The organism is Salipiger sp. CCB-MM3, from assembly GCF_001687105.1.
GTDB lineage: Bacteria > Pseudomonadota > Alphaproteobacteria > Rhodobacterales > Rhodobacteraceae > Salipiger.
Window position 1 is genome coordinate 587,915 of the sequence record NZ_CP014596.1, and the last position, 19,558, is coordinate 607,472.

Sequence of the window (19,558 nt, forward strand, 5' to 3'; positions counted from 1 at the left end):
TCACCCCCGGACGTATTTGTGGAAAGATGAAAGAGGGGCCCTGCCGGGGCCTCTCTTTGCATTTGCGCAATTGGATTTGCCCGATGGGATTTGAGGGAGTGATTGGCGTGAGGGGATTTCTGGCGGTCGCGCTGATGCTGGCCGGGATGGGCTTTGCGGCGCCCACCAAGGCGCAAGAGGCCGAGCGGGCGGCGCTGCAGGCGCTTTTGAGCGATGGGGCCGGGGCGGTGACGGTCACGCCCGAGTTTGCCCAAGCGGTGCCCGAGGCGCAGCTCGATGGCCTGTTGGAGACATTGGCGGCGCAGGTGGGGCCGGTCGAGGAGATCGATCTGCAGCCCAGCGGCGCTGGCGAGTTGCGCAGCGCCAGCCATGAGGTGCCGGTGCGCATCGTTCTCGATGATCAGGGCCGGATCGCCGGGCTGAGGTTTGGCGCGCCAGAGCCGCTGGTGGCCGATCTGCGCGCGGCGGTGGCGGGGCTGGAGGGGCTCGGCGCCGAGGTTTCCTGGCTGGTGCAGCGCGATGGCGAGGTGCTGGCGGCGCAGGGCGCGGCGCATCCGCTGGCAGTGGCCTCGGCCTTCAAGCTGGGAATCCTTTCGGTGCTGGCGCGCGAGGTGCGGGCCGGAAAGACCGATTGGGACCGGGTGCTGCGGATCGCGGAGCCGCACCGCTCGCTGCCCACCGGGCGGCTGCAGGATTTCCCGACGGATGCGCCGGTGACGCTGCACACCGCCGCGCTGCTGATGATTGCCGAGAGCGACAATACCGCCACCGATCTGCTGCTTGATCTGCTGGGCCGCGAGACCGTGGCCGAGGAACTGGGGATCGCGCCCGAGGCGCTGCTCTCGACGCGGGAGTTCTTTGCGCTGAAGGCCGATCCCGTGGCGGCGCAGGTCTGGCGCGATGCGGAGCCCGAAGCGCGGCCATCCATCGCGGCCGAAGCCGCGATCCTGCCGCCCGATGTTGCGGCGGTGAATGGCCCGTCGGTGCCCGGCATCGAGTGGTATCTGCCGCTTGAGACCCTTTGCGCGCTGATCGAGCCGATGGCCGATTTGCCGCTGCTGCAGCTCAATCCCGGCCCGGCCTCGGGCCTTGCCCCGGCGGCCTACAAGGGCGGCTCGGAGCCCGGCGTGCTGAATTTCACCGTTGCTCTGCATGGCAGCGAGGAGCGGCTGATCTGCGCCGCGCTCACCGTCAATGACCCCGGCCCGATCGACGAGATCGCGGCCAGCGGGGCCTTCCGCGCGCTGCTGCGCCGCGCCATGGCGCAGCCGTGAGCCGGGCGGGGCTTTCCCTCTGCCGGCGCTGCCTGTAGACCGATGCGCGTGGAGCGGGGCGGGGCCCCGGCAATAGGAGACCTCATGCGTCTGGTATCGGTGACCGCGCTGATCACCTTCATGGTGGATCAGCTTTCGAAATGGCTCGTGGTGCATGTGATGGGGCTCGCGCAGCGGCAGGCGATCGACGTACTGCCGCCGTTCCTCAACTTCCGCATGGCGTGGAACCGCGGCGTGAATTTCGGACTGTTCGCCGATGACGCAGCAGCGGCGCGCTGGACGCTGATCGCTGTGGCGCTGGGGATCGTTCTGTTTGTGGCGGTCTGGTTGCGGCGCGATCCGCCGGGGCGGCTGGGGCTGATCTCGGGCGGTCTGTTGATCGGCGGCGCGCTTGGCAATGTGGTCGACCGGCTGCTCTATGGCGCGGTGGCGGACTTCCTCAACATGTCGTGCTGCGGGCTCGACAACCCCTTTGCCTTCAACGTCGCCGATATCGCAATTTTTGCCGGTGCCGTGGGGCTTGTGCTGTTTTCCGGCAATTCCCAGCCGGGCAAGCGTAAAAAGGCCCCGTGACGGGGCGCGCCGGATCGTATAGAGCGGACCCAGAGGCAAGAACCGGAGTATGGCCATGAAGCTGCCGCATCTCGTGCTGATGCTCGGAGTGACCGGGCTCGTCGCCTGCACGACGAGTGATCGCACGCTGCACCAAATGCGCAACAACCGCGGCACCCCCGAGGAGTTCGCCATCGTGCCGAACAAGCCGCTGCAGATGCCGCAGAGCTTTGCCGAGCTTCCTGCGCCGACGCCGGGCAGCGCCAACCGCACCGAGCAGACGCCGCGTCAGGACGCCGTGGCCGCGCTTGGTGGCAACCCCGCGCAGCTTGCGGTGGGCGAGGTGCCGGGCCGCGATGCCGCGCTGGTGAACCGCGCCTCGCGCTTTGGACGTGACGGCAACATCCGCGCGCAGCTGGCGGTCGAGGACGCGCAGTTCCGCAAGGACCGCTCGATCTTCAACTGGCGGCTCTTTAAGGACGACGAGTACAATCGGGCGTATCGCACGCAGATGCTTGACCCCTATGCCGTGCTGAACGCCTATCGCGGCGCGGGTGCGCGCACCCCTTCGGCACCGCCGGGAGGCGAGTGAGCGCGCAGCGCATCACGATCGTGCAAGCCCAGCTTGGAAAGCCTGCTCCCGCCGCCTAGGTTGGGAGCAGTTTTCATTTTAGCGGAGATTGGGGCTTGCAGATGAAGTCATGGACCGCGGCGCTGGCCGCGATGGTGCTTTCCGCGATGCCGCTGCGCGCCGAGACGCCGCAGAAGACACCGGTCACCACCTTCTCGCTCGACAACGGCATGCAGGTCGTGGTGGTCGAGGACCATCGCGCGCCGGTGGTGGTGCATATGGTCTGGTACAAGGCAGGCTCGGCGGATGAGACCGCCGGCACCTCGGGCATCGCGCATTTCCTCGAGCATCTGATGTTCAAGGGCACCGACGAGCTGGAGTCCGGTGAGTTCTCGAAGGTGGTGGCGCAGAACGGCGGCACCGACAACGCCTTCACCTCCTTTGACCAGACCGCCTATCACCAGCGCGTCGCCGCCGACCGGCTGGGGCTGATGATGGAGATGGAGGCCGACCGGATGGTCAACCTGCATCTCACCGAGGAAGAGATCGCCACCGAGCGCGATGTGATCCTCGAAGAGCGCAGCATGCGCATCGACAATGACCCCGGCGCGCTGCTGCGCGAGCAGATGGGCGCCTCGCTCTACCTCAATCACCGTTATGGCGTGCCGGTGATCGGCTGGCGCCGCGAGATGGAAGACCTCGACCGCGACGACGCTCTGGCCTTCTACAAACGGTTCTACGCCCCCAATAACGCCATCCTCGTCGTCGCTGGTGACACCACGCCCGATGAGGTTCGCAGCCTTGCCGAAGAGACCTATGGCAAACTGCAGCCCAATCCCGATCTCGCCGCCGAGCGGGTGCGCCCGCAGGAGCCGCCGCAGCTTGCCGCGCGCCATATCGAGATGGAAGACCCGCGCGTCGCCCAGCCCTATGTGATGCGCCGCTACCTCGCGCCCGAACGCGATCCGGGCGATCAGACAGAGGCCGCCGCGCTGACCCTGCTGGCCGAGGTGCTTGGCGGCGGTCAGACCTCGGTGCTGAACCAGTCGCTGCAATTCGATCAGAAAAAGGCGATCTACGTGGGGGCCTTCTACGATGGCACCTCTTATGACGACGGCAGCTTTGGCTTTGGGTTGGTCCCGGCCCCCGGCGTGAGCTTGGAAGAGGCCGAAGAGGCGCTCGACGCGGAACTGGCGCAGTTCATCGAAGATGGCGTCGATCCCGAGCAGCTTGATCGGATCAAGTTCCAGATGCGCGCCGCCGAGACCTATGAGCGTGACGATGTCGCCAGCGTGGCGCAGCGCTATGGCAATGCGCTGACCTCCGGGCTGACCATCGAAGACGTTCAGGCGTGGCCGGAACTGCTGCAGGAGGTCACCGGCGAGGACATCGTCGCCGCCGCCCGCGAGGTTCTGGACAAGCGCCATTCGGTGACCGGCTACCTGAGCAGCCCCGCCGGGACGTCGCAGGCCGCTCAGCCCGGCGCCGTTCCGCCCTCCATGCCGCAGACCGAGACCGAGGTGACCCAATGAACGCCCGCACCGTAATGATGCCGCTCTTTGCGGCGGCCACCTCGCTGATGTTCGCCCTGCCCGCCGCGGCGGAGGTCGACATCCAGCAGATCGAAACGCCCATGGGGTTCAAGGCGTGGCTGGTCGAAGAGCCCTCGATCCCCTTCACTTCGCTCGAGATCCGCTTCAAAGGCGGAACATCGCTGGATGCGCCGGGCAAGCGCGGCGCCACCAACCTGATGGTGGGTCTGCTGGAAGAGGGCGCAGGCGCCTATGACGCGCAGGGGTTCGCAGCCGAATCCGAGGCGCTGGCCGCCAGCTTCGGCTACGACGCGGGGCCGGATTCGGTGTCGGTCTCGGCGCGCTTTCTGACCGAGAACCGCGATGAGGCCGCCGAGCTTCTGCGCCAGAGCCTGATCGAGCCGAGCTTTTCCGAGACCGCGATCGAGCGCGTGCGCCAGCAGGTGATCTCGGGCATTCGCAGCGACGCGAAGGATCCCGATTCCATCGCCAGCGCGACGTTCGACAAGGCCGTCTTTGGCGATCACCCCTATGCCACGGATCAATCCGGCACGGTGGAGAGCGTCAAAGCCCTGACCCGCGATGACATCGTCGACGCGTGGCAGGGGGCCATGGCCAAGGACCGGGTCTATATCGCCGCCACCGGCGACATCAGCCCCGATGAGCTGTCGGCGCTGATCGACAATCTTCTGGGCGATCTGCCCGACACCGGCGCGGCGATGCCCGAGGGCTATGACGTCGAGACCACGGCAGGCACCACCGTGGTGCCCTTCGACACGCCGCAATCGGTGGCCATTTTCGGCCACAAGGGCATGAAGCGCGACGATCCCGATTTCTTCGCCGCCTATGTGATGAACACGATCCTTGGCGGCGGCGGCTTCGAGGCGCGGCTGATGAGCGAGGTGCGCGAAAAGCGCGGGCTGACCTATGGCGTCTATTCCTACCTCGTGCCGATGGATCACGCCGAGCTTTACCTCGGCCGTGTCGCCTCATCGAACGACCGTATCGGCGAGGCGATCGAGGTGATCCGGGACGAATGGGCGAAGATGGCCGAGAACGGCGCCACCGAGGCCGAGCTCGAGCAGGCCAAGACCTATCTCACCGGCGCCTATCCGCTGCGGTTCGATGGCAATGGGCCGATCGCGCGCATCCTCGTGGGCATGCAGATGGACGGGCTGACCCCCGACTACATCGCCACGCGCAACGACAATATCGAGGCGGTCACGCTCGAGGACGTCAAGCGCGTCGCGGGCGAGCTTCTGAAGCCCGACGCGCTGCGCTTTGTGGTGGTCGGCCAGCCCGAGGGTGTCGAAAGCGACGACGCGGGCTGACCGCGCGCCGCCCGTAATCCACAATCGAACCATAGAAAAAAGGGGCGGACCAGAAACAGGCCCGCCCCTTCGTCTAGATCGAAATATCCCGGGGGTGCGGGGGCAGAGCCCCCGTCTTAGCTGCGTACGGGGGCAGAGCCCCCGCTTTTCCTGAATTCGGGGCAGAGCCCCGGTCAGAAGCTCAGTTCATCAGCCCCGCGTGGCGCAGCGCTGCGTCGATGCGCGCGCGCACCGGCTCGGTCACCGGCAGCAGCGGCAGGCGCATTTCCTCGTCGCAGAGGCCAAGGCGGCTCATGGCGTATTTCGCACCGCAGAGGCCCGGCTCGGCAAAGATCGCCTGGTGCAGCGGCATCAGCCGGTCCTGCAGGTCCAGCGCCTTACCGTAGTCTCCCGCCAGCGTCGCCGCCTGCACCTGTGCGCAGAGCGCCGGAGCGACGTTTGCGGTGACCGAAATCACGCCGACGCCGCCTTGGGCGTTGAACCCATGCGCGGTGGCGTCTTCACCCGAGATCTGCAGGAAGTCCTTGCCGCAGGTGATGCGCTGCTGGCTGACCCGTGCGAGATCGCCGGTGGCGTCCTTGACGCCGACGATGCGCGGCAGTTTGGCCAGCTCGCCCATGGTGGCGGGGCTCATGTCCACCACCGAGCGGCCGGGGATGTTGTAGATCATGATCGGCAGATTGGTGGCGTCGTGGATCGCGGTGAAATGCGCGATCAGCCCGGCCTGCGTCGGCTTGTTGTAATAGGGGGTCACAACCAGCGCCGCCTGCGCGCCGACTTTCTCGGCGAACTGGGTGAAATGCACCGCCTCGGCGGTGGAATTCGACCCGGCCCCGGCGATCACCGGGATGCGGCCCGCGGCGGTCTTCACCACGCATTCGATGACCGCTTCATGCTCTTCGTAGCTGAGAGTCGGGCTCTCGCCGGTGGTGCCAACGGGGACCAGCGCCGAGCTGCCCTCTGCCACATGCCAGTCGACGAGTTTCTTGAGCGCGTCAAAATCTACGACGCCGTCTTTAAACGGCGTGACCAGTGCTGGCATCGAACCTTTGAACATGACACGCTCCTTGAATGTTGATGTGTTCGTTTCGCTATCGCGAAGCGCCGGTCTGGAGGGAATGTGAATTGGAACGCTCCATACCCCGCGCTAAGCTTCGCCGCGTGTCTATTCCTTTTCGCCAGGGAAATTGCAAGCTCATGTCGCGCCTCCGCGCCGCTCTCCTGCTGCTTCTCGCCATTCTCGCAACGCCCGCGCTGTCTCAGGACCGGCCCCTCGCCAAGGCGATGGCCGACATGCGCTCGGGCAACTGGGCCTCTGCGCTGATCGAGTCGCGCGGCGACGGTCAGGCTGCGCTCGATGTCATTCTTTGGAACTACCTGCGCGCCAGTCGGGGGGAGGCACCGCAGGTGATGGATTTCATCCGCCGCAACCCCGACTGGCCGGGCATGCCCTACCTGCGCGAAAAGAGCGAGATCGCCATCTCCGAGGCGGATCTGCCCACCATCCGCGAGTTTTTCACCGGCTATCTGCCGCAGACCGGGGCCGGCGCTCTGGCGCTGGCGCGGGCGCATATGGCCGAGGGCGAGCGCGGTGCCGCCGAGGCCGATGTCGTGCTGGCGTGGCGCACGCTGCCGCTCAGTTCCGAAGAGCGGCAGACCTTCCTGCGCGACTGGGGCGACTTGCTGAAGCCGCATCATGAGGCGCGGCTCGACATGGCGCTGTGGCAGGGCTGGGAGGACAATGCCCGGGCGCTGCTGCCGCTGGTCTCGGATGGCTGGCGCAAGCTCGCCGAGGCGCGGCTGGCGCTGCGTGGCCTGCAGGCCGGTGTGGACACGCGGATCGAGGCGATTCCCGCCTCCTTGGCCGATGACCCCGGCCTTGCCTATGAGCGTTTCCTGTGGCGGGTGCGCAAGAACCGCGACGAAGATGCCATTTCCTTGCTGCTCGAACGCTCGAGGAGCGCCGATGCGCTCGGAGAGCCCTGGGCCTGGGCCGAGCGTCGCGACGATCTGGCGCATGAGAAGATGCGCCGCGGCGATCCTGAAACTGCCTATGCCATCGCCTCGCGCCACGGGCTGACCGAGGGCGATCAATATGCGGCGCTGGAATGGCTCTCGGGCTTCATCGCGCTGCGGTTCCTCGACGATCCGCAGAGCGCGCTCAGCCATTTCCGCAACCACGATGGCGCGGTGACCTCGCCGATCTCCAAGGGCCGCGCGGGCTACTGGATGGGCCGCGCGCTGGAGGCGATGGGCGACACCGAGGGCGCGCGCCAAGCCTACGCGCAGGGCGCGCGCTATCAGACGTCGTTTTACGGGCTGCTTGCCGCCGAACGCGCCGGGTTGCCGCCGGATCCCAAGCTGGCGGGCACCGAGGAGTTTCCCGATTGGCGCGAGGCGCCCTTCACCAAGAGCAGCGTCTATAACGCCGCCGTGCTGCTGCTGGCCTCGGGCGAGACCTCGCTGGGCGAGCGCTTCTTGACGCATCTCGCCGAGGGGCTGGACCGGCAGCAGATCGGGCAGCTTGGCCAGATGCTTGCCGAGATGCAGCGCCCGCATGTGGAGGTGATGGTCGGCAAGCGCGCGGCGCAATACGGTATCGAAATGCCGGGGCCGTATTACGCGCTGCACCCGGATCTGCTGAAGGCGAGCTTCCCGATCCCGCGCGAGATGGTTCTGTCGATCGCGCGGCGCGAGTCGGAGTTTGATCCGAGGGTGGTGTCGGGCGCGGGGGCGCGGGGTCTGATGCAGCTGATGCCGGGCACCGCCAAAGAGGTCGCGGGCTGGCTGGGCGTGCCCTACAGTTTCGACGGGCTGCTCGACAATCCGGGCTATAACGCCAAGCTCGGCGCGCGCTACCTGCAAAGCCTGTCTCAGCAGTTCGACGGCAATGTGGTGATGATGTCGGCGGGCTATAACGCGGGACCGTCACGGCCGGTTAGCTGGATGAAGATTTTCGGCAACCCGCTGAAGGGCGAGATCGATATGATCGACTGGATCGAGATGATCCCCTTCAACGAGACCCGCAACTACGTGATGCGCGTCTCGGAAAGCCTGCCGGTCTATCGCGCGCGGCTGGGCCAAGACCCGCATCCGGTGCCCTTCAGCGAGGAACTGACAGGCAGCACGTTGCTGCCGGTGGCCGAGCAATAAGGTGACGGTTGGGCCGCGGGCTGCGGCCCGCGCGATGCGTTAGCCCTTCGCGCCGAGCCCCATCTGCATCAGCGTCTTGCGCACCGATTTCACCCCGTAGAGCGCATCCAGCGCCGTGGCGCGGGCGTCGCGCAGCAGCGGGTTCGAAAGCATCGAGGTGCGGTTCAGCGCGGTGATCCCGGCCACGCGGGCGCGGATGTCGGGCATACGCTTGCGCGCATAGGCGTCCAGCATCGGGGCCTCGCCAAGCGCGCCGGGCCGGGCGATCGCGAGATCATGCAGCACCTTCATGTCGGCCAGCGACATATTCAGCCCCTGCGCGCCAATGGGTGGCACCACATGCGCGGCTTCGGCCACCAGCGCAAGGCGCTGGCCGGTGAGGCTTTCGGCGTGCTGGGCGATGATCGGCCAGATGCTGCGGCGCGAGGCCAGTTTCAGCGGCCCGAAAAGGTGACACGAGCGTTCGGACATGGCGGCCTCGAAGGCCTCGTCATCCAGCGCCATCAGCGCCTCGGCCTTGGGGCCTTCCTCCATCCAGACGATCGCCGACGACGGGCGGCCCTCGAAATCGGGCAGGGGAACCAGTGTGAAGGGCCCGCCGGTGCGGTGGATTTCGGTGGACACATTCTCGTGCGGGATCGGATGCGTGGTGGCGAAGGCCAGCGCCTTCTGGCCGAAGCGCGTGGTCTTCACCCCGATCCCCGCCGCCTGTCGCATGGGCGAGTTGCGCCCGTCGGCGGCGATCACCAGCCGCGTGCGGATGCGGCGTCCGTCGCTGAGCGTGACGCGGGCCTCGGCCTCGCGGGTGAACAGCGCGGTGGTGGCGGTGCCGGGCAGGAAGGTGACGCGCTCCATCTCGTGCAGATGGGCAGAGATCTCGCGCCGCAGCAGCCAGTTGGGAAGGTTCCAGCCGAAGGGCAGTTCAGAGATCTCGGCGCTGTCGAAATCCTTGACGATGCGCGGCTCGGGCAGGTCTCCGCCAGCATCGACGATGCGCATCACCTGCAGCGGCATGGCGTGGGGGGCAAGGCGCTCCCACAGCCCCGCCTCGGCGAGAAAGGCTTGCGCGGGCTGCAGAAAGGCGGTGCTGCGCAGATCGGCGCCCTGCGCCTCGCGCTCGGTCACAGGCGGCGCCGGATCGACGCAAAGCACCGAAAAACCGGCGCTTCCAAAGGCGGCGGCTGCGGTGAGCCCGGCGATCCCGCCGCCCGAGATGAGAATGTCGTAATCCATGACCGCTCTCCTTTGCGCCTCTATCTAGGGCAGGCGGGCGGCTATGGCCATGCGGCTTACTTGCCGACGGTGATCCACAGGATCATGAAGTAGCACACGGGCACCAGCGCCAGCGCGGTCATCGCCAGACCCACCGGGCCAAAGGCGACGGTGTTGATCGCGCCGATCACCAGCAGCAGCGCTGCCACAAGGAAAAGCACGGCTTCGCCGCGGCTCTCGCGCGTGGCGGGGGCGTGGTCGGCGTGATCGGCTTGGGTGGTTGCGGTGACGTCGGTCGCGGTCATCGGTATCTCCTGCTTGGGCCCTGCAGCAGATAGGGGGCGCGTCTCCGCGCTCCCATTGTGAAAAATGTCGCATGGCCGCACGGGTGGGGTCTTTCGGCCCGGTGGCGCGCGCCGGGGCTCAGCCGAGCCGTGCGAGGAAGGCCGCGAGGTCGTCGGTATGGTGATGGATATGCTCACCTTTTGCCCGCTCCGGCGCGACATGCACCGTGCGCATTCCCATGGCGTGGGGTGCGGCAAGATTACGCGGGTCGTCCTCGAACATGGCGGCGGTGGCGGTGTCGGTGCCATCAAGCGCAAACACCGTCTCGAAGGCCTGCGTCTCGGGTTTGGGGCGGTAGCCCGCGTTCTCGACGCCATAGATCGCGTCGAAAGCGGCATCGAGGCCGCGCGCCTCCAGCACCCGCGCCGCATAGGGCGCGCTGCCATTGGTGTAGACGATCTTGCGCCCCGGCAGCGCGGCGATCAGCTCGGCCAGATGCGGATCGGGAGTGAGCGCATCGAAGGAGATGTCGTGCACCTCGGTCAGATAGGCATCAGGGTCGAGCTCGTGGTTGGCCATCAGCCCCGCCAGCGTGGTGCCGTGATCCATCCAATAGCGTTTGCGCAGGGCGTTGGCCTCGGCGGCGCCAAGACCGGTGACGCGCATCACCACGTCGTTCATCTTGCGTTCGATCTGGTCGAACAGGCGCACCGCCGGGGAATAGAGCGTGTTGTCGAGGTCGAAGACCCAGTGGCGCACGTGGGAGAAATGCTGCTTTACCATGGCGCGCAACCTACGCCGCCGGGCGGCGGGCGGCAATGGGTGGCAACGGGCGGCGATGCCGCCGGACTGCGACCTTGATGCCGCAGCGGCGGGCGCGACAAAGGGGGGCGTTGATCCCAAGGCCCCGCTACCGCTATCTTGTCACATCACTTATGAAGGACCCCCCGCAGATGAGCCAGATCCGGACGCCGAACAAGGATGCCTATACGCTGATCCTCGAGGCGATCGATCAGGGCGTCTATCGGCCCGGCGACCGGCTGGTGGAAAGCGAACTGGCCGAGCGTTTCGGCGTCTCGCGCACGCCGATCCGCGAGGCGCTGCAGCGGCTCGAGACGCAATCGCTGCTGGCGCGCGACGGGCGCTCGCTGATCGTCGCCTCGCTCGATCACAACCAGATGGCCGAGCTTTACGTGGTGCGCACCGAGCTTGAGGGACTGGCGGCCCGGCTGGCGGCGCGGCATGCGACCGAAGAGGAAGTGAAGGTGCTGCGCGACATGATCGAGGAAGACCGTGCGCTGCTCAACGATCCGGCGGCGCTGGCCCGCGCCAACCGGCGCTTTCACCGGATGATCCAACTGGCCTCGCACAACCGCTATCTGGTGCAGCAGCTTGACCTCGTGCACCGCTCGATGGCGCTGATGGCCACCACCTCGCTGGCCGCCGAGGGGCGTGGCACGGATGCGCTGGCGGAACACGCCGCGATCGTCGATGCCATCGCGCGCCGCGACGAAGAGGCCGCAGACCGGGCGCTGCGCGAGCATATCTCTGCCGCCTTCGTGACCCGCCTGAAGCTCGACAGCCGCAAGACCGCCTGATCGGCTCAGCGCCGCTCTTCGGGGATATCCGCATCCGGATGGTCGGGGGAGGACCGCCCGTGGGCGGTCTTGTCCCAGTAGAAGGGGCGGGCAAAGATCTCCCAAAGCGCCTTGTAGATGGCGATTGTGCCGAGCGGGAAATAGAGAAACAGCGTCGGCACCCAAAGCAGCAGCCCGGGATGCGGGCTGCGCGCCACGCCCGCGAGGCCAAGCAGCAGCGTCACGCCCTCGCCGAGCAGGAGCAGGCCGGTGACCGCTTTCAGCAGCGCGATGCTCTCGGGTCCGGCGAAGGGATGCGGCCAGCCCAGCAGGATCGGCCAGAACGACCAGAAGAGCGGTGCGAGGAGGAATTGCACCGTGCCGGTCAGCAGCAGAAGCTGCAGCCCCAGCAGCCGCCACGCGCCAAGCTGACGCAATGCCCGCCGCGGCTGCCGCATGTGCACGAACCAGGTGATCATATAGCCCTTCAGCCAGCGCGAGCGCTGGCGGATCCAAGGCCAGAGGCGACAGTTGGCCTCTTCGCGCGTCACCAGCGGCAAAAGATCGGTGCGATAGCCGAAGCGGGCGAGGCGAAACCCCAGATCGGCGTCTTCGGTGACGTTATGGGCGTCCCATCCGCCGACCCGCTCAAGCGCGGTGCGGCGAAAGAACACCGTGGTGCCCCCTAGCGGAATGGCAAAGCCGAGCCGGAGGAAGCCGGGCAAGAGAATGCGGAACCACGCAGCGTATTCGATGGTGAAACAGCGCGAGATCCAATTTGCGTGCGGGTTGTAGAAGTCCAGAATGCCCTGCACGCAGCCAAGCTCGGGCGGGGCGCGTCCGAAATGCGCCGCCATCATCCGCAGCTGACCCTGCGCCGGGCTGTCCTCGGCGTCATAGATGCCGATGAGCGCGCCGCGGGCAAAGTTGAGCGCGTAGTTGAGCGCGCGCGGCTTGGTGGTGATCGTGCCGCCGGGCACCTCGATGACCCGCATCCACGGCGGCAGTGCGGCGTCTTTCAGGGCGCGCCGGGTGGTGCTGTCTTCGGCTTCGAGCACCAGTAGCACATCGAGCAGCGCGCGCGGATAATCGAGGCGGCCGAGCCGCTGGACCAGCGTTTCGGCGATGGCTTCTTCGCGGTGCAGCGGCACCAGCAGGCTGACCGGCGGCAGGCGATGACCCTCGGGCGGTGGGGCGGGCGGCAGCGGCGGCAGCCCGGCGACGAATGCGGAAATCTTGGCAATCTGGCCGAGCAGCAGCGTCACCGAGGCGATCATCAGTCCCGCAAGGAAGAAGGCGGTGGGCGCGATCAGCAGCAGGGACAGGCAAAGCAGGGCCGAGGCGCCAAGCAGCGCGCAGCGCTCTGCGGGCAGCCTGTTGAGATCGCGGCAGCTGAGCTCCGAGGGCAGGGCCTGCTCGGCGGCCTCTGCAAACGCCGCGCCATAGCGGGCTGTGATCTCGTCGAAGATGTCCTGCTCGGTGACGAGGGCCATCTCGACCGGGCCGCGATGGCTGGTCAGATGGGTGCGCAGGCGGGCGAAGCTTTCGGGGTGCGCGACGGCCAGCACCAGCGTCTCGCCGCGTCGGAGCCACGGCAGCCCCGCGTGACGTAGGCACAGATGCGGCGGCAGCAGGGGGGCAAGCTCGGGCGCGGGCGGTGTGAGGCTGCGCATCAGCGCCGGGGCGCCATGGCAGCGCGCAAGCGTGTCGCGCAGGCGCGCGGGCGAGACATACCCCTCGGCGATCAGATGGCGGGTAAGGTCGGTGCCCTCATGGCGACTGCGGGCCAGCGCTTCGAGCGCTTGTGGGGCGTCGAGCGCGCCATCTTCGAGCAGAACCGCGCAGACAGGGCGTCCGCGGTCATGGCCGCGGGACGCGCGGCGCTGGTCTTCGAACGTCGGAGGCGGGTTCGGCATGGGATGCTCCTGACCTTTCCGGGCGCGGATAGGTCAGGGCATCGCGGTAAACACAGGGTTAAATTATGCTCATCACAGAAACAATGCGCACAATGTTCCCTGCATGATCACATGCTGTTCACGAACCGTTCGAACAGATAGAAGCTGTCCTGCGGGCCGGGGCTGGCCTCGGGGTGGTGCTGCACCGAGAACACCGGGCGGTCGGTCATGCGAATCCCGCAGTTCGATCCGTCGAAGAGGCTGACGTGGCTTTCGACCACGCCCGCAGGCAGGGTCTGCCCGTCGACGGCGAACCCGTGGTTCATCGAAGTGATCTCGACCTTGCCGGTGTCGATCTCTTTCACCGGGTGGTTGGCGCCATGGTGGCCGTGGTTCATCTTGATGGTCTTGGCCCCCAGCGCCAGCGCCAGCATCTGGTGACCGAGGCAGATGCCGAAGACCGGCAGATCGGTGTCGTCGAGGATACCCTTGATCATCGGCACCGCGTAAGCGCCGGTGGCGGCGGGGTCGCCCGGGCCGTTCGACAGGAAGACGCCGTCGGGGTTATGCGCCAGCACCTCTTCCTTGGTGGCGGTCGCGGGCAGCACGGTCACTTCGCAACCCGCCGAGGCGAGGCAGCGCAGGATGTTGCGCTTGGCACCATAATCGATGGCGACCACTTTCTTGCGCGGGTTGGTCTGCGGCAGGTAGCCATCGGGCCACGCCCACCGCATCTCGTCCCAGCGGTAGCTCTGGGCGCAGGTCACGCCTTTGGCAAGGTCGACCCCTGTGAGGCCGGGGAAGGCGCGCGCGGAGGCGACCAGCGCCTCGACGTCGAACACGCCCTCGGGGTTGTGCGCGATGGCCACATGCGGGGCACCCTGCTGCCGGATCGCCCGGGTCAGACGGCGGGTGTCGATGCCGCCGATGGCGATGCGCCCGCGCGACGCGAGCCACTGCGACAGTTCCTGCACCGCGCGCCAGTTCGACGATTGCGTGGGCATCCACTTCACCACCATGCCCGCGGCAACCGGATCGCCGGTTTCGTCATCCTCGGGGTTCACGCCGACGTTGCCGATGTGCGGGAAGGTGAAGGTGACGATCTGCCCGGCGTAGGACGGATCGGTCATGATCTCTTGATAGCCGGACATGGAGGTGTTGAAGCAAAGTTCGGCCTGAGCCTCGCCGGTTGCGCCGAAGCCCTGTCCATAAAACAGCGTCCCATCGGCGAGCGCGAGGCATGCGGTAGGCTTTTGGGGGGTGGCGAGCGACATGGCGCGACTCCTGTTCGGATCTGGGCGGGAAGCAAATCGCGCCATGCCTAAGGGAAGCCGGGGAAAGGGTCAAGTGCTGATTTTCCTATAGAAATATAGCAAAATCAATGGGTTGCATTGGTATAGGGCGGGATTGCGCGCGCGAAGGGCTTTCTGTAGTGTCAGGGTTTGGAAACGTCAGGGGATATCCGTTCCTATGGAATTGCGTGAACGCATCAAGGCTGCGACCAAGCAGGCGATGAAAGACAAGGACAGCCAGCGGCTCTCGACGCTGCGGCTGATCTCTGCCGCAGTGAAGGATCGCGACATTGCCGCCCGTGCCGAGGGCAATGACGATGGCGTCGAGGATGCCGAACTGCTGTCGATCCTCGCCAAGATGGTCAAGCAACGCCGTGAGAGCGCGCGCACCTACGAAGAGGGCGGGCGGCTCGATCTTGCCGAGGCGGAATTGGCCGAGATCCCGGTGATCGAGGAGTTCCTCCCGAAGCCGATGAGCGAAGACGAGGTCTCGCAGGCGGTCAGCGCGGCAGTCTCCGAGGTTGGTGCCAGCTCGATCCGCGATATGGGCCGGGTGATGGGCGTGCTGAAGACGCGCTATCAGGGCCGCATGGACTTTGGTGCCGTGGGTCCGATGGTCAAGGATCGGCTCGCCGCCGCGGGCTGAGCCGGGCAAAAGCCTTCAAAGGCTTTTGCAACTCTCTTCGAAGAGAGTTGCAGCACAGATGTCAGGGGGCGGGAAACTCTTCCGCCACCTGCGCCAGTTCAGCCGGGTCTTCGAGGCGGAAGCGCTGAACGAAGCGGGTCTTGAACCCCACGCGGCCCCTGCGCGCGCCGAAGTTTTCCCCGTGATTGAGCACATAGAGCACCGAGGGGCGCTGCAGCGGCACCGGCGCCTGTCCCGAAAGCGCGGCGAGATAGGGGAACATCCGGTGTTCGTGCTGCGTCATCGCGCGCAGGAAAGCCGCGCTTTGTGGCAGCGCCGGGTCGTGATGCAGCGCCATGCACGATCCGCAGAGCTTCCAGAACGGCTTGCGCAGCGGCAGGGCGGCTGTCGGCTTGCCCGCCAGCGCCACATCGCCGGTGGCGTGGTCCATGACATAGCCCTGCTCCACCAGATAGCCCGGCGCCTGACGCGCCAGCATCTCAGTCACGGCGCCATCGCGCAGCAGGTCGTCGGCGTCGAAGCTCATCACATAGGCCGGGGCTTTGCAGACCCTGCCGAGATGATTGCAGAGCGCCGCCAGCTTGCGCCACTTGTCATTGCCGGGGGTCGGGTCGTCGAAGGGCAGCCAGCTGATCCTCTGGTCTTCGGCCAGCGCGCCCGGAAGCGGCGGGCGCTGCTGGCAGCAGATCACCGCGCGCCACGCGCCGCTCTGGCGCCGAAAGCTTCGAAGCGTCTGGGCCAGCCGCTCGGTCACCGCCTGCCAATCGCCCACATGCTCTGGCCCGACCAGCGGGAGGAGGAAGACCACCTCTTCGGCACGCGGGCGAGGGTGGCCTTGCCGCGCCGCGCGCAGCGCCAGCGCTGCCTGCTCGGAGGGGGCGGGCGAGAGGCGTTCAGCCAGAGACGGCGCCAGCGCGGCGGCAAGACGCAGGGCGCGACGCTTCATCTTCGGGGTGGCGGGAACCTGAGCCATGGATACCTTTCGCGCGGTCAGGGCCGCGCCATGAGCCGCAGCCGGTCGGAGAGCTCGAGATAGAGCGCCTTGCGCTCCTCTTCGCTCAGAAATGCGCCGATCTCAACCTCGCGCCCCGCCCCCTTGAGCGTCACATAGTAGGGCACCGGCCCGCCGGTCTCATGCATCTGCGCGATGACCCAATAGGTGTTGCTCTGCCAGTCCTGCGCCGGGCCGCGCGGGTTGTGCCGCAAAAGCTGGGTCGTTTCGGGGCTGAGGGTGAGCACTTCGAGGATTTGCCGGTCCTTCTCGTTGCGGCGCAGCGCGTACCAGATCCCCCAGAGCGCGGCGAGCATGAAGGGCAGCAGCCCCCAAAGGAGAAGCGTGCCCAAGAGGCCGTAGAAGGGGATCAGCGCCATGAAGAAGAAGATCCCGATGAAGGTGACGAACCCCTTGGCCGACAGCGACTGATGCGGCCAGAGCCTCAGCTCTGCCTCCTGCGTGCCGTCCTCCCCCATGTCCATCGTCCAAGTGTATGGCATGGCTGGAATGTATCACCCGCCCGCGGTCTGCCCAATGGGATTTGCCGCCTCGCGGCTGATCCAGCCGGTGGTCAGCGCCTCGGCCCATTCCGCGCGGCCCCGGCTGCGGGCGCGCTGTGCCATGCGCGCGGGATCATAGGGCACATGGTGATGGGCGCCGCGCCAAGCTGCGCCCTCGGTTTCCAGCACGGCGAAACAGGCGTGGGGCGTGCCGGTCTCGACCACATGTGGCACCGGGTGAATGTCGGTGTAGCCCGGACATCCGACGCTGCCGGGGTTCACGACGCAGTGCCGTTGCCAGCTGACAACGCGCGGCAGATGGGTGTGGGCGCAAAGCACCAGCGGCTGCGCGATCCCCTCAAGATGCCGGGCGATCTGCGCGGCCCCGGCGGGATGGACCATGCCGCCAGCGTCCACGTCATGCAGCCAGTAGCGATCGTCGGCGCCGGGCGTGGCATGGCAGAGAAAGGTCTCGTCCATCTCCAGCGTCACCGGCAGGCCGCGCAGCCAGTCCAGCGCCTCCGGCGGCAGTTCGTCATAGGCCGCGCGGTCAGACGAGCCCATCTCTTCCGGCGTCTGGCTGATCAGGTAGCGGTCATGGTTGCCGCGCACCGTGGGCATCGGGCGGGCGCGCAGGATCTCCCAGGTCTCTCCCGCCGCGAGCGGACCGCTGAACATGTCGCCGAGGTTCACCACGAGGTCGATCCCCATGGCATCGATGCACGCCAGCACCGCGCTCAGCGCGTCGGAATTGCCGTGAATGTCGGCGATGGCGGCGAAGCGGCGGGGCAGGGGCATCTTGGGAACCTTGCTGTGGCGGTCCCGCAAATGAGAACCGGCCCCGAGGGTTCCCCCGGGGCCGGTCTATGTCAATCGCTCAGAGCTCTATGCGCTCAGTGGGCGGGATGCTTGTCCCAATCCTCGCGCTTCGGCAGCTGCTCGAACGTGTGCTCGGGCGGCGGCGAAGGCAGGGTCCACTCCAGCGTATCCGCGTATTCGTTCCACGGGTTGTTCTGGGTGCAGGCCGCGCCTTTGCGCAGCGAGTGCCACATGATCCAGAAGAAGAAGAGGAACGAGGCGAAGGAGATGATCGCACCCCAGCTCGACACATGGTTCCAGAGGGCGAAGGCCTCGGGGTAGTCGATGTAGCGGCGCGGCATGCCCTGACGGCCAAGGAAGTGCTGCGGGAAGAAGGTCAGGTTCGCACCGACGAACATGACGTAGAAGTGCAGCTTGCCCGCCCACTCGGGGTACATCTTGCCGGTCATCTTGGGGAAGTAGAAGTAAATCCCCGCGAAGATCGCAAACACGGCACCAAGCGACATCACGTAGTGGAAGTGCGCGACCACATAGTAGGTGTCGTGGTAGGCACGGTCGACACCAGCCTGGCTCAGCACCACGCCGGTCACGCCGCCGACGGTGAAGAGGATCAGGAAGCCGATCGCCCAGAGCATCGGCGTCTTGAACTCGATCGAGCCGCCCCACATCGTCGCGATCCAGCTGAACACCTTCACGCCCGTCGGCACAGCGATGACCATCGTGGCCAGCATGAAGTAGCTCTGCTGGGTCAGCGACATGCCCACGGTGTACATGTGGTGGGCCCAGACGACGAAGCCGAGCGCGCCGATCGCGATGATCGCCCAGACCATCGGCAGGTAGCCAAAGACCGGCTTGCGCGAGAAGGTCGCGATCACATGGCTGATGATGCCGAAGCCGGGCAGGATCACGATGTACACTTCCGGGTGGCCGAAGAACCACAGGATGTGCTGGTAAAGCACCGGATCACCGCCGCCAGCGGGGTTGAAGAAGGTCGTCCCGAAATTGCGGTCGGTCAGCAGCATGGTGATCGCGCCGGCCAGAACCGGCAGCGACAGCAGGATCAGCCACGAAGTGACGAAAATCGACCACGAGAACAGCGGCACCTTGAACAGCGTCATGCCGGGGGCGCGCATGTTCAGGAAGGTGGTGATCATGTTGATCGCGCCAAGGATCGACGAGGCACCCGAGACGTGCACCGCAAAGATCGCAAGGTCGGTCGACATGCCCGCTTCATTGGTCGACAGCGGCGGATAAAGCACCCAGCCGATGCCCGAGCCGAGCTGGCCGTTGCCGCCCGGCGCGAAGACCGAGCAGACCGCCAGCGTCGAGCCAGCCACATAGAGCCAGTAGCTGAGGTTGTTCATCCGCGGGAAGGCCATGTCCGGCGCGCCGATCTGCAGCGGCATGAAGTAGTTGCCGAAACCGCCGAACAGCGCGGGAATCACCACGAAGAACATCATCAGGATGCCGTGGCCGGTGATCATCACGTTCCACAGGTGCCCGTTGGGCGTACAGTTCTCGACCGCGGTCGGGAACAGGCGCGCGCCTTCCATGCACATGTACTGGACGCCGGGGCTCATCAGCTCCAGACGCATGTAAACGGTGAAGGCCACCGAGATGAGACCAACAAACGCTGCGGTAATCAGGTAAAGAATCCCGATATCCTTGTGGTTCGTCGACATGAACCAACGGGTAAAGAACCCGCGGTCATCCTCGTGCTCGTGGCCGTGAATGGCTGCATCTGCCATTGCGTGCCTCCTGTATAGGTACGTCCCTCGCAAGGGCGCGCACTAAACTCCTCCACGCCCTTAGTCTAATCATCCTTTTAGAATGCGACCAACTTCCGGGCAATCATCTCCTTTGATCCAGATCAAAATTAATTGTCGCACCCCCCTGCGCGCCTCACCTTGGCGCGAGAATTCAGC

General features: G+C 66.4%; 18 protein-coding genes. 8 read left to right on the forward strand and 10 right to left on the reverse strand.

The annotated features are described in order from the left end of the window. Positions 1-107: 107 nt before the first annotated feature. The 5 genes from AYJ57_RS16560 to AYJ57_RS16580 all read left to right on the forward strand — a co-directional run bounded on the left by AYJ57_RS16560 (position 108) and on the right by AYJ57_RS16580 (position 5,260). A complete protein-coding gene (locus tag AYJ57_RS16560; RefSeq protein WP_193789549.1) occupies positions 108-1,274 on the forward strand; it encodes a serine hydrolase in 1,167 nt (388 codons plus the stop codon). 84 nt (positions 1,275-1,358) lie between these two features. Continuing rightward, positions 1,359-1,847, forward strand: a complete 489-nt coding sequence (gene lspA / locus AYJ57_RS16565; RefSeq protein WP_066108476.1) for a signal peptidase II — start codon at positions 1,359-1,361, stop codon at positions 1,845-1,847. Between the two features lie 55 nt (positions 1,848-1,902). After that, entirely contained in the window at positions 1,903-2,418 is a 516-nt protein-coding gene (locus tag AYJ57_RS16570; RefSeq protein ID WP_066110417.1) for a DUF3035 domain-containing protein, read from the forward strand. Between the two features lie 101 nt (positions 2,419-2,519). Then, positions 2,520-3,929, forward strand: coding sequence for a M16 family metallopeptidase (locus tag AYJ57_RS16575; RefSeq protein WP_066110418.1), 1,410 nt, complete (start codon positions 2,520-2,522; stop codon positions 3,927-3,929). Positions 3,930-3,943: 14 nt separating this feature from the next. Next, complete coding sequence (locus tag AYJ57_RS16580) at positions 3,944-5,260, forward strand: M16 family metallopeptidase (RefSeq protein ID WP_066108478.1); 1,317 nt, start codon at positions 3,944-3,946, stop codon at positions 5,258-5,260. 181 nt (positions 5,261-5,441) lie between these two features. Here the strand turns inward: AYJ57_RS16580 and dapA are convergent, their stop codons facing one another. Next, entirely contained in the window at positions 5,442-6,317 is an 876-nt protein-coding gene (gene dapA / locus AYJ57_RS16585; protein WP_066108481.1) for a 4-hydroxy-tetrahydrodipicolinate synthase, read from the reverse strand. A 140-nt stretch (positions 6,318-6,457) separates the two neighbouring features. Between dapA and AYJ57_RS16590 the strand changes: the two genes are divergently transcribed. Further along, positions 6,458-8,413 carry a lytic transglycosylase domain-containing protein gene (locus AYJ57_RS16590; RefSeq protein WP_066108484.1) on the forward strand — a complete coding sequence of 652 codons (1,956 nt, stop codon included), beginning with the start codon at positions 6,458-6,460 and terminating at the stop codon, positions 8,411-8,413. Positions 8,414-8,452: 39 nt separating this feature from the next. On the opposite strand, the gene AYJ57_RS16595 is transcribed toward AYJ57_RS16590, so the two are convergent. From AYJ57_RS16595 to AYJ57_RS16605, 3 genes are all read right to left on the reverse strand, one after another. Beyond that, positions 8,453-9,646 carry a UbiH/UbiF family hydroxylase gene (locus tag AYJ57_RS16595; protein ID WP_066108486.1) on the reverse strand — a complete coding sequence of 398 codons (1,194 nt, stop codon included), beginning with the start codon at positions 9,644-9,646 and terminating at the stop codon, positions 8,453-8,455. A 56-nt stretch (positions 9,647-9,702) separates the two neighbouring features. Continuing rightward, on the reverse strand, positions 9,703-9,930 hold the full coding sequence (locus AYJ57_RS16600; RefSeq protein ID WP_066108488.1) for a hypothetical protein: 228 nt from the start codon (positions 9,928-9,930) through the stop codon (positions 9,703-9,705). Positions 9,931-10,048: 118 nt separating this feature from the next. After that, a complete protein-coding gene (locus AYJ57_RS16605) occupies positions 10,049-10,693 on the reverse strand; it encodes a pyrimidine 5'-nucleotidase (RefSeq protein ID WP_066110419.1) in 645 nt (214 codons plus the stop codon). Positions 10,694-10,863: 170 nt separating this feature from the next. On the opposite strand from AYJ57_RS16605, the gene AYJ57_RS16610 reads away from it, so the two are divergent. After that, complete coding sequence (locus AYJ57_RS16610; protein ID WP_066108491.1) at positions 10,864-11,508, forward strand: GntR family transcriptional regulator; 645 nt, start codon at positions 10,864-10,866, stop codon at positions 11,506-11,508. Between the two features lie 5 nt (positions 11,509-11,513). On the opposite strand, the gene AYJ57_RS16615 is transcribed toward AYJ57_RS16610, so the two are convergent. Both AYJ57_RS16615 and carA read right to left on the reverse strand, forming a co-directional pair. Further along, positions 11,514-13,403 (reverse strand): glycosyltransferase family 2 protein, encoded by a 1,890-nt coding sequence (locus tag AYJ57_RS16615; protein WP_083191328.1) that lies wholly within the window; start codon positions 13,401-13,403, stop codon positions 11,514-11,516. Positions 13,404-13,510: 107 nt separating this feature from the next. Continuing rightward, positions 13,511-14,656, reverse strand: a complete 1,146-nt coding sequence (gene carA / locus AYJ57_RS16620; RefSeq protein WP_066108495.1) for a glutamine-hydrolyzing carbamoyl-phosphate synthase small subunit — start codon at positions 14,654-14,656, stop codon at positions 13,511-13,513. Positions 14,657-14,852: 196 nt separating this feature from the next. On the opposite strand from carA, the gene AYJ57_RS16625 reads away from it, so the two are divergent. Further along, the gene (locus tag AYJ57_RS16625; RefSeq protein ID WP_066108498.1) at positions 14,853-15,320 is read left to right on the forward strand and encodes a GatB/YqeY domain-containing protein; all 468 of its coding nucleotides are present in this window, start codon (positions 14,853-14,855) and stop codon (positions 15,318-15,320) included. Between the two features lie 61 nt (positions 15,321-15,381). On the opposite strand, the gene AYJ57_RS16630 is transcribed toward AYJ57_RS16625, so the two are convergent. The 4 genes from AYJ57_RS16630 to ctaD form a co-directional block, all read right to left on the reverse strand. Further along, positions 15,382-16,293, reverse strand: coding sequence for a hypothetical protein (locus tag AYJ57_RS16630; protein WP_066108502.1), 912 nt, complete (start codon positions 16,291-16,293; stop codon positions 15,382-15,384). Positions 16,294-16,310: 17 nt separating this feature from the next. Then, positions 16,311-16,814, reverse strand: a complete 504-nt coding sequence (locus AYJ57_RS16635) for a DUF2244 domain-containing protein (protein WP_066108506.1) — start codon at positions 16,812-16,814, stop codon at positions 16,311-16,313. Between the two features lie 12 nt (positions 16,815-16,826). Continuing rightward, a complete protein-coding gene (locus AYJ57_RS16640; RefSeq protein WP_066108509.1) occupies positions 16,827-17,612 on the reverse strand; it encodes a metallophosphoesterase family protein in 786 nt (261 codons plus the stop codon). A 95-nt stretch (positions 17,613-17,707) separates the two neighbouring features. Further along, positions 17,708-19,381, reverse strand: coding sequence for a cytochrome c oxidase subunit I (gene ctaD, locus AYJ57_RS16645; protein ID WP_066108512.1), 1,674 nt, complete (start codon positions 19,379-19,381; stop codon positions 17,708-17,710). Positions 19,382-19,558 lie beyond the last annotated feature (177 nt).

Coding starts and splice junctions, on each gene's coding strand:
- lspA (WP_066108476.1), top strand. CDS start 1,359: ATGCGTCTGGTATCGGTGACCGCGCTGATCACCTTCATGGTGGATCAG.
- AYJ57_RS16570 (WP_066110417.1), top strand. CDS start 1,903: ATGAAGCTGCCGCATCTCGTGCTGATGCTCGGAGTGACCGGGCTCGTC.
- AYJ57_RS16575 (WP_066110418.1), top strand. CDS start 2,520: ATGAAGTCATGGACCGCGGCGCTGGCCGCGATGGTGCTTTCCGCGATG.
- AYJ57_RS16580 (WP_066108478.1), top strand. CDS start 3,944: ATGATGCCGCTCTTTGCGGCGGCCACCTCGCTGATGTTCGCCCTGCCC.
- dapA (WP_066108481.1), bottom strand. CDS start 6,317: ATGTTCAAAGGTTCGATGCCAGCACTGGTCACGCCGTTTAAAGACGGC.
- AYJ57_RS16590 (WP_066108484.1), top strand. CDS start 6,458: ATGTCGCGCCTCCGCGCCGCTCTCCTGCTGCTTCTCGCCATTCTCGCA.
- AYJ57_RS16595 (WP_066108486.1), bottom strand. CDS start 9,646: ATGGATTACGACATTCTCATCTCGGGCGGCGGGATCGCCGGGCTCACC.
- AYJ57_RS16600 (WP_066108488.1), bottom strand. CDS start 9,930: ATGACCGCGACCGACGTCACCGCAACCACCCAAGCCGATCACGCCGAC.
- AYJ57_RS16605 (WP_066110419.1), bottom strand. CDS start 10,693: ATGGTAAAGCAGCATTTCTCCCACGTGCGCCACTGGGTCTTCGACCTC.
- AYJ57_RS16610 (WP_066108491.1), top strand. CDS start 10,864: ATGAGCCAGATCCGGACGCCGAACAAGGATGCCTATACGCTGATCCTC.
- AYJ57_RS16615 (WP_083191328.1), bottom strand. CDS start 13,403: ATGCCGAACCCGCCTCCGACGTTCGAAGACCAGCGCCGCGCGTCCCGC.
- carA (WP_066108495.1), bottom strand. CDS start 14,656: ATGTCGCTCGCCACCCCCCAAAAGCCTACCGCATGCCTCGCGCTCGCC.
- AYJ57_RS16625 (WP_066108498.1), top strand. CDS start 14,853: ATGGAATTGCGTGAACGCATCAAGGCTGCGACCAAGCAGGCGATGAAA.
- AYJ57_RS16630 (WP_066108502.1), bottom strand. CDS start 16,293: ATGGCTCAGGTTCCCGCCACCCCGAAGATGAAGCGTCGCGCCCTGCGT.
- AYJ57_RS16635 (WP_066108506.1), bottom strand. CDS start 16,814: ATGCCATACACTTGGACGATGGACATGGGGGAGGACGGCACGCAGGAG.
- AYJ57_RS16640 (WP_066108509.1), bottom strand. CDS start 17,612: ATGCCCCTGCCCCGCCGCTTCGCCGCCATCGCCGACATTCACGGCAAT.
- ctaD (WP_066108512.1), bottom strand. CDS start 19,381: ATGGCAGATGCAGCCATTCACGGCCACGAGCACGAGGATGACCGCGGG.